Source organism: Sphingobacterium sp. IITKGP-BTPF85 (assembly GCF_001006065.1).
Lineage (GTDB): Bacteria > Bacteroidota > Bacteroidia > Sphingobacteriales > Sphingobacteriaceae > Sphingobacterium > Sphingobacterium anhuiense.
Map to the genome: position 1 here is coordinate 53769 of NZ_ASZT02000009.1, position 15337 is coordinate 69105.

General features: G+C 34.1%; 8 protein-coding genes and 3 pseudogenes. 8 read left to right on the top strand and 3 right to left on the bottom strand.

The features are described 5' to 3' along the window. The first annotated feature begins 51 nt into the window (after positions 1-51). The 5 genes and pseudogenes from apaG to L950_RS31785 all read left to right on the top strand — a co-directional run bounded on the left by apaG (position 52) and on the right by L950_RS31785 (position 6478). Positions 52-438: a Co2+/Mg2+ efflux protein ApaG gene (gene apaG, locus L950_RS03315; protein ID WP_021189293.1), complete on the top strand. Its 387-nt coding sequence runs from the start codon at positions 52-54 to the stop codon at positions 436-438. Between the two features lie 466 nt (positions 439-904). Next, positions 905-2764, top strand: coding sequence for a ribosomal protection-like ABC-F family protein (gene abc-f / locus L950_RS03320; protein WP_021189294.1), 1860 nt, complete (start codon positions 905-907; stop codon positions 2762-2764). Positions 2765-2861: 97 nt separating this feature from the next. Then, positions 2862-4719, top strand: a pseudogene (mnmG, locus tag L950_RS03325) (tRNA uridine-5-carboxymethylaminomethyl(34) synthesis enzyme MnmG). A gap of 185 nt (positions 4720-4904) precedes the next feature. Beyond that, entirely contained in the window at positions 4905-5426 is a 522-nt protein-coding gene (locus tag L950_RS31780; protein ID WP_231576816.1) for an Ig-like domain-containing protein, read from the top strand. Between the two features lie 101 nt (positions 5427-5527). After that, positions 5528-6478, top strand: a complete 951-nt coding sequence (locus L950_RS31785) for a hypothetical protein (protein ID WP_231576817.1) — start codon at positions 5528-5530, stop codon at positions 6476-6478. Here the strand turns inward: L950_RS31785 and L950_RS03335 are convergent. Together L950_RS03335 and nadB are read right to left on the bottom strand one after the other, a co-directional pair. Next, complete coding sequence (locus tag L950_RS03335; protein WP_021189295.1) at positions 6475-6984, bottom strand: gamma carbonic anhydrase family protein; 510 nt, start codon at positions 6982-6984, stop codon at positions 6475-6477. The two genes, L950_RS31785 and L950_RS03335, sit on opposite strands and share 4 nt — an antisense overlap. Before the next feature lie 7 nt (positions 6985-6991). Beyond that, positions 6992-8583 (bottom strand): annotated as a pseudogene (nadB, locus tag L950_RS03340) (L-aspartate oxidase). Between the two features lie 2003 nt (positions 8584-10586). Between nadB and nadA the strand changes: the two are divergent. Together nadA and thiL are read left to right on the top strand one after the other, a co-directional pair. Then, positions 10587-11579, top strand: a pseudogene (nadA, locus tag L950_RS03345) (quinolinate synthase NadA). A gap of 20 nt (positions 11580-11599) precedes the next feature. Then, on the top strand, positions 11600-12646 hold the full coding sequence (thiL, locus tag L950_RS03350; RefSeq protein WP_021189297.1) for a thiamine-phosphate kinase: 1047 nt from the start codon (positions 11600-11602) through the stop codon (positions 12644-12646). A 55-nt stretch (positions 12647-12701) separates the two neighbouring features. On the opposite strand, the gene L950_RS03355 is transcribed toward thiL, so the two are convergent. Continuing rightward, positions 12702-13526 (bottom strand): segregation and condensation protein A, encoded by an 825-nt coding sequence (locus L950_RS03355; protein ID WP_021189298.1) that lies wholly within the window; start codon positions 13524-13526, stop codon positions 12702-12704. Between the two features lie 133 nt (positions 13527-13659). On the opposite strand from L950_RS03355, the gene dxs reads away from it, so the two are divergent. Further along, positions 13660-15337 (top strand): 1-deoxy-D-xylulose-5-phosphate synthase (gene dxs, locus L950_RS03360; protein ID WP_021189299.1); only part of this gene is annotated, 1678 nt, incomplete at its 3' end.

The following is a 15337-nucleotide window of genomic DNA, read 5'->3' on the forward strand; positions in this document are numbered from 1 at the left end:
AGTATTTAAACTCATTATTAGTAACTTAGTTGCATAGCAAAAAAACTATATATGACAACTCAAATAACAGAAGGAATAAAAATTTCAGTAGAATGCGTTTTTCAACCTGAATATTCTAATCCAGAAAGAGATCATTTTATGTTTGCTTATCTAATAAGTATAGAAAACTTAAGTGATTCAAGTATTCAGCTCATGAGCCGCTACTGGAATATTTTCGATTCAATCGGAGATCATAATGAAGTATATGGTGACGGTGTGGTCGGAGAACAGCCCATTATTGAACCAGGTCAAATGCATCAATATACATCAGGATGCAATTTAAAAAGTGAGATGGGCTATATGGAAGGTTACTTTAATATGATCAAATTGATAGACGCCTCTTCATTCAAAGTTGACATCCCTAGATTTAACTTGATTGCAAATTACGTATTGAACTAGATCATTATCACCTGCATTTCATCTTATCCAGATCTTCTCCAAAGATTACATATAAAAGGCGAAAATTACTTACTTTTGCGTGATACATTTGTGAGCGGAAATTATTTTCTAAATAATCAAATTCATATATCTTCCTTATTCATCGCAATTGATTTTACATGTGATAAAATCTGCTTGAATAACTTGGACATACTGTTGCTAGGGACCAACATTTAAAATCTCCTATTAAATGACCAACTGTCGTTTTATTCTTAATAAAATAATACGTTAGCAATGTGCTAACTTTTGCATATAATTTACTACCATCAAAGTTATTTATACTAGAGGGTAGACATTCATAGTTTTTAATACATAGAGGTGTATTGAAAAACACAGGAAAAACACAAATAGCTAGTAATCAGTAGTTTATGTTTTTCTTATGTGTAAATTATGCAATTTATTGAACAAGAAAAATTAGGAAATTAACGTGAGTATATTAGCAACTGAACAAGTAAGTCATTCATTTCATGATAGATGGCTTTTTAAAGATTTACATTTTGGACTTCTAAAAGGGGATCGAGTAGCCTTAGTAGGTATTAACGGAACAGGAAAATCAACCCTTCTCTCCATATTAGGTAGCAAATTAGAGCCTACCTCCGGAAAAGTTGTTAAAGAAAAAGGTATCAAGATTGGTTTTTTAGATCAAGATCCTAAATATGATGGATTAACCTCCATTAACGATTTTATATATTCAACTGACAACGAAGAACAGCGATTAATTAGAGATTATGAAGAGCTTTTGGCTATGCCAGAAATTGATCAGAATAAATTAGAAGAGCTGACAGAAAAAATAACAACCCTCAATGCTTGGGAGTATGAGTATAATATTAAGACTATTTTGAATAGACTTAATATTGTCGATTTTCATCAAGATATAAAGAGTCTTTCGGGAGGACAACGTAAGCGACTAGCACTAGCAAAACTTTTAATAGACGAACCGGATGTTTATATTCTAGATGAGCCTACAAACCATTTGGATATTGAAACAATAGAATGGCTTGAAAAACTTTTGATAACAGGAAATAAAACTGTATTACTGGTTACCCATGATCGTTATTTTTTAGATAACATTTGTACAGAGATCAGAGAATTGGATAGGGGAAAGCTGTTTACTTATAAAGGAAACTATTCATACTTCCTCGAGAAAAAATCTGATCGCGAAGCGATCGACGCAGTAATGGTAGAAAGAAGTAGAAATCTATTACGTCGGGAACTAGAATGGATGAGAAGACAACCGCAAGCACGTGGTACAAAATCAAAATCTAGAATAGATGCTTACTATGAGCTTGAAGATAAATCCAAAGCTCAAAAAGCAAATGACTCTGTTCAGTTAAGTGTTAAAATAAGTAGACAAGGCTCTAAAATTTTAGAATTGGAACATGTCTCTAAAAATTATGGAGATAAAGTCATCATAAGTGATTTCTCTTATGTTTTCAAAAAAGGTGACCGTATTGGATTAGCCGGTAAGAATGGAACAGGTAAATCTACTTTTCTAAATTTAATTACCAAAAATGAAGTACCGACTAGTGGTAGTATTGCTGTAGGTGAAACGACCGTTTATGGATATTACAAACAAGGTGGTTTAGAAGTAAGTGAAGGAGATCGAGTTCTAGATGTTGTAAAAAATGTAGCAGAATATATTAAGATGGCAAATGGTGAAGTGATCACTGCTTCACAATTATTGACACACTTTTTGTTTCCTCCTGAAAAACAATTTGGTTTTGTAAGCAAGTTGAGTGGGGGTGAGCGTAAGCGTTTACAACTAATGCGCGTGCTGATGTTAAACCCGAACTTCCTAATACTCGATGAGCCATCAAACGATCTTGATATTGACACCTTAAATGTTCTAGAAGATTTCTTAATGAACTATAATGGCGTACTTATATTAGTTTCTCACGATAGGTATCTACTAGATAAATTGACAGAGCAATTATTCATATTTGAGGGAGAGGGAAAAATTGATATCTATAATGGTAATTATGCCGATTATAAAACAGAGCAGGATATCTTACTAAAAGAACAAAAACAGAAAAAAGATATTCCTGTTCAAAAGAAAGAAGAAGTAAAGGAAGAAAAGAAAAAGCTTTCATATAAAGAGCAATTGGAGTACGATAAACTGGAAAAAGAAATACAGCAGTTGGAAGAACTCTTGGTAGAAAAAAACAATACACTTCATTCTACGGGGGACCACGTACAACTATCAAGTATAGCAAAAGAAATAGAAGATATACAAAATAGTATAGACGTAAAATCTGAAAGATGGTTGAGTCTAGCAGAACTGATGTAAAAACAACACAATACGTTTCACGTGACGTATTGTAATAAATAATAAAAACTAAACAATCAATTCCAGCGTTTCACGTGGAACTTTGAAATAAAATAAGATGTTTAAAAAATATAACGTTATCGTAGTTGGTGCAGGACATGCCGGTTGTGAAGCCGCGGCGGCAGCTGCAAACCTAGGTTCATCTGTACTTCTCATTACAATGAATATGGGAGTAATCGCACAGATGAGTTGTAATCCAGCAATAGGTGGAGTAGCAAAAGGACAAATCGTAAGAGAGATTGATGCCATGGGTGGCTATACGGGTATCATCGCAGATAAATCAACTATTCAATTTAGAATGCTTAATCTGTCGAAAGGACCTGCTATGTGGAGTCCCAGAACGCAGAATGATCGTATGCGATTCGCAGAAGAATGGAGATTACAACTGGAAGCTCTGCCAACATTAGATATGTGGCAAGATACCGTGAAAGAAGTGCTCGTTAAAAATGGAAAAGCTTGCGGTGTCATCACTTCTTTAGGAATAGAAATAGAAGCAGATGCAGTAGTCCTAACAAATGGAACTTTTCTAAATGGTGTCATTCACATTGGTGAAAAGAAATTCGGTGGCGGGAGAACAGGAGAGAAGGCAGCAACAGGTTTAACAGAACAACTTGTATCACTAGGCTTCGAGTCCGGTAGAATGAAAACCGGAACACCTCCGCGAATCGATGGAAGAAGCTTAAATTATGCCTTGATGGAAGAGCAATGGGGCGATGATAATCGAGGTCGGTTCTCTTATACAGATACTCCATTACCGACAGAGCAACGCTGTTGCTGGATCACATATACCAATGATAAGGTACATGAAATGTTAAAAACAGGTTTTGAAAGATCGCCTATGTTCACAGGTAGAATTAAAGGTCTCGGCCCACGTTACTGTCCTTCGATAGAAGACAAAATCAATCGCTTTGCAGAACGTGAAAGACATCAGATTTTTGTAGAACCAGAAGGATGGACTACTAATGAAATTTATGTTAATGGCTTCTCCACTTCTTTACCGGAAGACGTGCAACAAAAAGCTTTACAATTGATCCCAGGTTTTGAAAATGCAAGAATGTACAGACCAGGTTATGCTATAGAATATGATTTCTTTCCACCTATGCAACTTGATCTAACTTTGGAAACACTCATTGTAAAGCATCTCTTTTTGCAGGACAGATTAATGGTACTACAGGTTATGAAGAAGCAGCAGCGCAAGGATTCATTGCAGGTATCAACGCACATCAACGCATTAATGATGATAAAGAACTAATCTTAAAAAGATCTGAATCTTATATAGGCGTACTAATTGATGACTTAGTAACAAAAGGAACTGATGAGCCATACCGCATGTTTACTTCCAGAGCAGAACACCGCTTACTGCTAAGACAAGATAATGCAGATATCAGATTAACACCGATTGCCCATAAATTAGGATTAGTAGGAGATGAGCAACTGAATAAAGTAAATGACAAAATTAAAAATTCAGATCATATTATTCAGTATCTTAAACAAAATTCAACAACAGTAGATAAGATGAATCCTATCTTAGACGAAGTTGGATCAAGCTTGATTTCACAAAAAACAAAATTGGTTAATTTACTAGGAAGACCACAAATCAATATCTATGACCTCGCGAAAGGTGATTCAGATTTTGGATCCTATTTAAACCAGTTTGACAAAGAGACAATAGAGCAGGCGGAAATCAAAGTCAAATATGAAAGCTACTTCGAGAAAGAAATGGAAATCGTAAACAGAATGAAAAAATGGAAGATAGAGAAATCAATCCAGATTTTGATTATTCTTCCTTAGTCTCATTGTCGATAGAAGCAAGACAAAAACTAGCTCAGGTAAAACCAAGAACATTGGGCCAGGCATCCAGAATATCAGGTGTATCACCATCCGATATCAGTGTTTTAATGGTACATATGTCATAATAATCTGATTTACAGTTACTTGTATAATAAATATTATCAATGCAAAATAAAGCGATATAAAGTATTATTATTTCATTTATGAGTCAACATTCAAAAAAAATAAAACAGGCTTAAAAAGCATTAAAAGCACATTAATCGCAAGGTTAGTGCTTTTAAGCTTGTTTTCTTCTCTGATTTTATTAACTGTGCAATGTGCAAGCATAAAGCAGCCAACAGGTGGACCGAAAGATTCAATTGCACCGGTGGTACTCAATGAGTTTCCTAAGAATTTCTCAAAAAATCTCAAAGAGAAAAAAATTAGCATCACATTAGATGAGTATATTAAACTCAATAATCAGCAAAAGGAAATCAGTGTTTCTCCTGATATGGATAAGCCACCACAATTTAAAATTAAAAAGAAAGTACTCGAAATTACCTTACCAGATTCTTTAGAACAGAATACAACCTATACCATCAATTTTGGAAAGGGTCTCGTTGATTATAATGCGAGTAATCCAATCATCAATTACAGTTATGTATTTGCAACAGGAGATCAGATTGATTCATTATCAATATCAGGAAATGTAACCAACGCTTTGACAAAGGAGAAAGAAAAGGAAGTCCGGGTATTACTAATTCCAGTCAGTCAGGATTCTATATTTGGCAAAAAGAAAGCCAATATTTTGCGCAAACAGATACAATTGGTAATTTTAAAATCAGTAATCTAAGAGCTAATACCTATCGCATTTATGCACTAAAGGAAACAAACAATGACCGTATCTATAACGGCGCAGATGAACTAATCGGTTTCTTAAAAGACTCCATTGTATTGGACAAAGACTTAACTAATATTAATCTTCAAATATCAAAAGGTACACCACTTAAATTTAGAGTAGTTGACAAGAAAATTGAAAACACAGGACGGATACATTTAGTTTTCAATAGGGGTATTAAAAAGCCAAACTTAGTGCTACTAAATGATGATGAAAATGATAAATCAAAAATTGTTAAGTACTCGGAAGCACAAGATTCAGCTTTAATTTTTATTAATAACCTGGAAAGAGATTCTTTAAAATTTGTCTTATCAGAAAACAATACAGTACTTGATACCATATTGGTAAAGAAATCGAATCTGAAATTAGATAGATCAATTGTTCCAACAACTTCTCCATCTACAGGTAAAGTTGACCGCGTAAAACATCTAACAATATCATCTTTAACACCTATAAAACTAATAGATAAAAGCAAAGTAAAATTGATAGAAGATAGCATTGCTAAAACAAATTTTCAACTCCAATTGGATACTAATGTTGCCAATCTTTATCACTTAAGATACAATTGGAGAAAGCAAAAAAACTATGAAATTATTCTTGAAGAAGGCGCAATGCAAGGCTATTTCGGTGAAAAAAATAAAGAGAAAAAGCTGACGCTCGCTTATGATGATAGTGATAATTACGGCGATATAACGTTTACCTTTACTGCCATTGACAGTGCAAGACAGTACATCGTAGAACTTATTGATGAGAAAAAAGAAAAGGTATTCCGAAGAGATATTCTCAATAATTCAATCGGGAAAGTAGCCTATAAAGAGTTCCCCGGCGGTAAATATTCCATCAGAATAATACGCGACGATAACAAGAATGGCATTTGGGATCCTGGAGAAGTTTATAAATCAACGCAACCAGAACCCCTAGTATATTTAAATAAAACCTTTACAATACGTGCTAACTGGGAGCAAAATGAATCGTTCAGTTTACAGGAACTGAACGACTTGAATTAATCAAACCAGGAACTATAAAGCACATAATTATGCGGTAACTGCTGTAACAATAACCTTTGTTCATCAGTTATCGCTTTTATTTTTTTAGCCGGCACTCCAGCATATAAATACCCCGATTCACATACTGTATTTTCCAAAACAACAGCTCCTGCTGCAATAATAACATGGCTTTCTAGCACAGCATTATCCATAACAATGGCCCCCATACCTATCAGCACATAATCATGTACAACACAACCATGTACCATCGCCTGATGGCCGATGTTCACATAGTTACCGATCGTTGTACCAGCCTTTTGATAGGTACAATGAATAACAACCCCATCCTGAATATTGGTATAATTACCGATACGGATATAATTTACATCTCCTCTTACGACAGCATTAAACCAAACTGAACAATGCTCTCCCAGCTCAACATCACCTACAATAGTACAATTAGGCGCTATAAAGCAGTTATCTTTAAATTTAGGGCTAATACCCTTTACTGGTAATATGCAGGCCATAATTGTTCTAAAATAAAGTATCTGTTAAAGTATCAGCATGTTGCGGATAATCTGTTGTAAAATGCAGTCCCCTACTTTCTTTTCTTAATAAAGCAGATTTTGTCACAATGAAAGCCACCTGTATCACATTTCTAAGCTCACATAGTTTAACTGACAATTTTGTATGCCTATAAAAGTCTTCAGTCTCCCCATACAATAAATGCAATCGATTGAGTGCTCGTTCTAATCTAAAATCTGAACGTACAATACCAACATAATCACTCATCACTTTTTGACACTCTCGCAGATTATGTGTAACCAAAATATCTTCATTGGAAAGCTTTGCTTTTGAATCATCCCATTCTGGCACTCCTACCGCATAATCGGCTGTAGAAATCACTTTTGTAGCATCCAGGTAAATACGATGCGCATATACCAATGCTTCTAACAGGGAGTTGGAAGCTAGGCGATTTGCGCCATGTAAACCTGTCGATGAACATTCGCCACAAGCATATAAATTTGAATACTGCTACGTCCAAAATCATCAACATAGATACCCCCACATAAGTAGTGCGCAGCTGGTGTAACAGGAATAAAATCCTTACTCATGTCGAGTCCAATAGACAAGCATTTCTCATAAATATTTGGAAAATGTTTAATAATATCCTCCTTCTCACGGTGGGTTATATCTAAATAAACATAATCAATTCCTGACTTTTTCATCTCGGCATCGATTGCTCGAGCCACAATATCCCGAGGTGCCAATGAAGCTCGTTCATCGTATTCAGCCATGAAATCATCCCCATTAATACGTCTTAGAATACCGCCAAAACCACGCACAGCTTCCGAAACCAAAAACGCTGGTGAGTCACTCGGATTATACAAAGCAGTAGGATGAAATTGCATAAATTCCATATTTCGCACCTTACCTTTTGCACGGTAAACCATGGCAATTCCGTCACCTGTGGCAATAGTTGGATTGGTTGTACTTGCATATATATGGCCAGCACCACCAGAAGCCATCACCGTAGTTTTGCTCAAAATCTTATCAACCTGATGTGTATTTGTATTGAATGCATAGATGCCAAAACACTTAATATCGCTCCTTTGCTTATCGACAAATTCACCTAAATGGTGCTGTGTTATTAAATCTATAGCGAAATAATGGGTCAACATTTCGATATTTGGATGCTCGTGTATTTTTTGCAAAAGAGACCTTTCAATCTCATACCCCGTGATATCTTTATAATGTAAGATACGATTGGCAGAATGACCTCCCTCCTTCGCAAGATCATAAAATCCACTGTCCGATTTATCAAATGAAGTTCCATATGAAATCAATTCGTTAATACGTTCTGGAGCTTCCCGAACTACGTTTTCCACAATATTCACATCACATAAACCATCCCCAGCAATCTGAGTATCAATTATATGCTGCTCAAAGCTATCAGACTTATCCACAACTGCGGCCACTCCTCCTTGTGCGTATTTTGTATTTGATTCATCTTCGTTAGATTTTGTGACAATCAATACTTTACCATGATCAGCAGCTTTTAAAGCAAAGCTTAATCCCGCTATTCCAGACCCAATTACAAGGAAATCTACCTTTTTTTCTGACATAAAATAATATTACATGTGACCAGCACATTTTGACTATTCAAATTAACAAAAAATGTGGAAAACGTGTAAATAAAAGGTTAAATAAAAATGATAACTTTTTTTTATTGTTGATATCTCCTATTTCTCACAAAATTCTTAAAAGTTATTAGCACAAAACTACTCGTTTATCAACATAAATTAACATCAAAAAAATTCACATTTTTTTATTGAAAACAAAATCAAGGAAAAATCAGATAATTAAAAATCAGGCCTTTAAAATGAAATTAATGTGAATAAATTGTTAATAACTTTATAAAATCTTCATATCAAAATAAAAAATCACACTTTTATCCCCATTTTCCACACACTAATAAACAATAAGACCTTTTTATATAAAAAAGATTATTAGTTATTAAAAAAAAAGAATGTGGAATACGTTTGATTTTCTTTGTTTAGTTTTGTCAAGTTGAATTTGAGGCTTTGACAATTTGATTATTGATTAGGTATTGAAACTGAAATCAAATATTCAATTCTCAAGCGCTTTATTTCTTTTGAAAATATTTTTAAACCCCTTTAGAATGCGATAAATCTTATTTTTTAATTTAAAAATCTTAATAATGAACTGTTAAACAGCTTAATCGGCTATTTTAGTGGCTTTAGATTTCAATATTTTGATTTTATTTTTTTATTATTCTAAATATTGAATCTTAAATACCTGAAATTTGCTTTTTTATAAATTGGTCTAGATTTAAAACGAAAAATTTTAGGTCATTTTACACTGAGATCCCTTTGGTCAGTCTTTTTTGTAATTTTGTATACAGCATTTTCAAAATTTTTAATTGAAATCTCTCCTGGAGATCTTAAATACCATCTTCTCAAAAATCATATTTTTGAAATTTGAGATTGAAAAAATAAATTTTTCAACTTTTTTTGAAAATGTTATCACGATTAAAGTCGTTTAGCTTTTAATTTTTATAAAATTTTTTGGATTTTGTAAAAATTTGGGCTTTTAAAGTGGTTTATTTTGTAAATAAGCTCGCTTAGAATTGAATATACTTTTTTATAAAAAATGAATTATTCTACATTGTAATTTCAAAGCCTTTAATTTGATTTTAGGCGCCTTGAGAATCTCTTATTTACTTCATCAGAATTTTATTTTCAAAAAATTCTATCTATGGGCGCTTTATTTTTTTTAAAAAATTAGCAGTCAAATATTTTTATATCATCTTCAAATCGTAATAGCCGATGATCATAGCCGCTTCCACTTTTCAGTAATTTTTTTTTTCGAACCTTATCTTTTGTATTTAAAAGCGCTTTACTTGCAATATTTGTTTTTTTAAAATTTTTCTGTTGATGTATAGGTTTTCTCAAGCGTTTATATTAAAAATTAAGTCCCTTACATTTAAATATTTGAAAACTTTGTGAATAAATTTTGCTGTAATTTATTTGTATAGCTTCAAAATAGTTTAGCTTTGTCCTATTGATTTGCATTAAAATCATCTTTGATTTTTTAATTTATAGCATTTCATTAAAATTCTTTGATATTCTCACCATTCTATATTGTGATCAATACTGCGATATTTGATAATTTTAGAAGTGAAATTCCAAATATTCGATTCTAAGAGCCTTTAATTTGAATTTTGAGGCCTTTACAATTCGATATTTATATTTATGTGGACAACTCTATTGAATATTTAAATCTCATATTGCTATACAGTGCTATTTAGATAGGTTTTTGTAGTCTTAAAATTCACCTTTTAAGAAATGTTGATAAGTCTGTTAATTAACTTTATTACAAGTATTTACATTGGAATTTTAGCCTTAATTTCACTTGTTATTAACACATAGTAAAAATACGCTTTATTGAAATGTTGATAAGTGTGTTAATTAGCTGAATATTAATATACTATTTGTAACTATCAGTTAGTTACAGTTGGAATTATAAACATCATTTTCTATTTGAAAGATTTATTGAAGAACTATTCTTAATTTTGTAACGTAAATCAAATTAAGAAGAAGAATTAATGGATTTAGTAAATTACGATATTGAAGCTAAGGGCTATATTGATGCTCCTATAGATCCTAGCTTAGATTTGATACAAGAGATCAAACGTCTCAAGGAAGAGAAAAACGCCGTCATTTTAGCACATTACTATCAAGAAGCGGAAATACAAGATATAGCTGACTATATTGGTGATAGTTTAGGTTTATCTCAGGAAGCAGCAAAGACCGATGCTGATGTGATTGTTTTCGCTGGAGTGCACTTTATGGCTGAAACAGCAAAGATACTTCACCATCAAAAAAGTATTACTTCCAGATGCTAAAGCAGGCTGTTCATTGTCGGATTCATGTCCACCTCATCTATTTGCTAAGTTTAAGGAGCAGTATCCCGATCATCTGGTCATCACGTATGTAAACTGTACTGCAGAATTGAAAGCGCTATCTGATATTGTCTGTACTTCTAGTAATGCAGTTGAGATTGTGGAGAGTCTACCGAAAGATCAAAAGATCATTTTTGGACCAGATCGTAATCTTGGGGCTTATGTAAAGAAGAAGACAGGAAGAGATCTTGTTTTATGGAATGGTGCATGTATGGTGCATGAGATTTTTCTCAGGATAAAATAGATCGTTTAAGAGCTGAACATCCCGATGCAAAATTCATTGCTCATCCGGAGTGTGAAGATCATATTTTAGCAAGTGCAGATTATGTAGGTTCTACCTCTGGAATGCTGAAGTTTACAATCAATGATCCTGCGACCACATATATAGTCGCTACAGAGTCGGGAATTATCCATCAGATGCAAAAGGCTAGTCCAGGTAAAACTTTCATTCCTGCGCCTCCAAATAATGCTTGTGCGTGTAATGATTGTCCACATATGAAATTAAATACGTTGGAGAAGCTTTATAATTGCTTAAAGTATGAAAGTCCGGAAATAACACTAGATGATTCCGTGATTGCCCGTGCGCAACGACCTATTGAACGTATGTTGGAAATATCCGCACAATTAGGATTATAAAATAAAAAACAAAGACAGATATGTTAGAATTTGATAATACAGAAAGAACAAATTTAGGAGAGTTGGGTGAATTTGGTTTAATTTCATATTTAACGAAGGCTGTCGAGATTAATGAACCCAGTACCCTTAAAGGTATCGGGGACGATGCCGCTGTTTTAGATTTTTCAAATAAGAAAACTTTAATTTCAACAGATCTTCTGTTGGAGGGTATCCACTTTGATCTGCGTTATGTTCCTTTGAAACATTTAGGCTATAAAGCTGTACAGGTGAATTTGAGTGATATCTATGCGATGAATGGAACAGCATCGCAAATTACATTCTCAATCGGGTTATCCTCAAAATTTCCATTAGAAGCAGTTGAAGAAATCTATCAAGGAGCACTGATTGCTTGTAAAAAGTATAATGTGGATCTTATTGGCGGGGATACGTCAGCTTCAGTTCAAGGATTGGTAATTTCGGTAACGAGTATCGGTTTTGCTGATGAAGATCAGATTGCCTATCGATCAGGTGCACAGGAAGGCGACTTGTTATGTGTTTCAGGCGATTTGGGCGCTGCTTATGTTGGGCTACAATTACTAGAGCGTGAGAAAAATATCTTCTTGGAGAACCCGAATATACAACCAGATCTAGAAGGTAAGGATTATATCGTAGAGCGCCAGCTAAAACCAGAGGCTAGAAGAGATATTGTTGAATTATTAGCAAAAATCGGTATTAAGCCGAATGCAATGATTGATGTATCAGATGGATTGGCATCAGAGATTATACATATTTGTGAGGCATCTGATAAAGGTTGTAAACTTTACGAAGATAAAATACCGCTGGATTCGATGACTTATGAGACAGCTCGTGAATTTGGAATAGATCCAACCGTTTGTGCGTTGAATGGAGGAGAAGATTATGAATTATTGTTCACGATTCCACAAGCTGATTATGATAAAATAAAAGGATCGATGGATATTACTGTTATTGGGCATATTACACAAGCAAGTGAAGGATGTCAAATGATTTCTAAATCTGGAAAGGTCTATCCAATAACGGCGCAAGGTTGGAATGCATTTAAAGACTAAGGGTATTGTTACTATAAATAGAAGAGGCGATAATCCAGATTATCGCCTCTTCTATTTATAATGCTAATTCTTCTTCAATATCGATGTGATCGAATTCATCTTCACGTCTTTTTCGGATACTGAATTCGTTATAGCCGAAACCTATTTCTATTTGCAATAATTTTTGTTGAAGCATTTCAAGGATCGCGAGGAAATTGTAAACGAACTGTACCTTATTTTCAGAGTTTTTTAGAATATATTGAAAATCGAGTTGCCTATTTATTTCTATCAAATCTGCTATTGCCTTTTTTTGTTGATCTATACTATAAGGATGTTTTATAACAGTATGTTTTACTTCCGCAGGTCTATTAGCATATTGAAACATGACACGTTCGTATACCATCATCAATTTATACAGATCAAAACTGTTTAATTCTTCGCCTGTATTTGACTCCGGCCTAGCAAGTTTAATATCGTAATTGATATTACCCCGTTTATAAAGTTTAAGCCTCTCATCTTCCAATAATTTTAAATCCTCACAGGTATCCTTAAACTGCTTGTATAAAATTAATTTTTGGATTAAATCTTCTTTAGGATCGATTTCATTTTCATCATCATCCAATTCCGGGCGTGGGAGAAGCATCTTAGCTTTTATACGCATCAGGGTCGAAGCCACAAAAATAAATTCACTGGCCATCTCCATGTCTAATGCCTGTAATTTGTTGACATATGACAGGAAATCGTCGGTTATTTTTGAGATTGGTATCTCATGAATATTTAATTCATCCCTTTCAATAAAAAATAAGAGAAGGTCAAATGGGCCTTCAAACTGGGGTAACTTTATTTCGTATCCTTCTTCTACTTGCATATCAAGAGCAAATTTACATAATAATACAAACATTTTTATTTCAAACTATTAAAACTAAAAGCTTCTGCAACTGTTCATTTTCTAATACAAAAAGTATGATAAATACGAAAGTTGTGATAAATTAGTTGTTATTTTGTATCAATATTTTAAAGTAATTAGCAATACTATGCAGTTTGATGCTGGAGAATTATTAAGTAAAATCAATGATCCCTCTGATCTGAAAAAACTCAAGGATGACCAACTGGAACAAGTGAGCCAGGAATTACGTCAATATATCATTGATTTAGTTTCGGTTAATGGTGGTCACTTTGCAGCTAGTTTGGGAGTAGTTGAATTGACTGTGGCATTACATTATGTCATGAATACTCCCTATGATCAATTAATATGGGATGTAGGTCATCAGGCCTATGGGCATAAGATATTAACAGGACGTAGAGATTCTTTTCATACGAATAGAATTGTCGATGGTATTTCCGGTTTTCCAAAACGAGGAGAGTCCATTTATGATGCTTTTGGAGTAGGACATTCGTCAACATCAATCTCTGCCGCATTAGGTATGGCGGTTGCTTCTCAGATCAAAGGAGAAAAAGATCGTCAGCATATTGCGATTATTGGCGATGGTGCTATGACAGGAGGTATGGCATTTGAAGCTTTGAATCATGCAGGTATAGAGAAATCAAATCTTTTGGTTATTCTCAATGATAACTGTATGTCCATTGATCCTAATGTAGGAGCATTAAAAGAGTATTTAACCAGTATCACAACTTCAAAGCGATATAATCGTTTCAGAGACGATATTGCATCTGTCTTATCCAAGATATCAGAGATGGGACCGAATGCTTTAGGAGCTGTTAAAAAGCTGGAAAAAAGCATAAAAGGGACATTGCTCAAGAATGCTAATTTATTTGAATCTTTAAATTTCAGATACTTTGGACCTGTTGATGGACATGATGTCAAAAAATTAGCAAAGACACTTGAAGATTTGCGCCATATCCCGGGGCCAAAGTTGTTACATTGCGTAACTGTTAAAGGTAAGGGATATGCATTAGCAGAAAAAGATCAAACCAAATGGCATGCCCCAGGTTTATTTGATAAAATAACAGGCGAGATAAAAAAATCTGTCAATGATAAACCGACAGCACCGAAATATCAAGATGTCTTTGGAAATACATTGGTAGAACTTGCGGAGAAGAATGATAAAATAGTGGGTATTACACCTGCTATGCCTTCTGGATCATCGATGAATATTATGATGAAAGCTTTTCCAGAACGATCATTTGATGTAGGAATAGCAGAACAACATGCTGTTACATTCAGTGCGGGTCTAGCAACTCAAGGGCTAATGCCTTTCTGTAATATTTATTCCTCATTCATGCAGCGTGCGTTTGACCAAGTCATTCATGATGTAGCCTTACAGAATCTTAATGTAGTATTTTGTCTGGACCGTGCCGGTGTAGTAGGAGCGGATGGTCCAACACATCACGGTGCTTACGATATTGCTTTTATGCGCTGTATACCAAATATGACGGTTTCCGCTCCAATGAATGAAGAGGAGTTACGCAATTTGATGTATACTGCTCAATTAGAAAATAAAGGTCCTTTTGTAATTCGCTATCCAAGAGGTAACGGCGTGATGGTCGATTGGAAAAAACCGTTTAAAGAAATTGAAATTGGAAAAGGCAGATTAATTCAGGATGGAGAAGCTGTTGCCATTTTAACTTTTGGAGCAATCGGTAACGAAGCCAGTAAAGCAATTTTGCAATTAGCTGAAGAAGGAATATATCCGGCTCACTATGATTTAAGATTTGCTAAACCTTTGGATGAAGAATTGTTACATAAAGTTT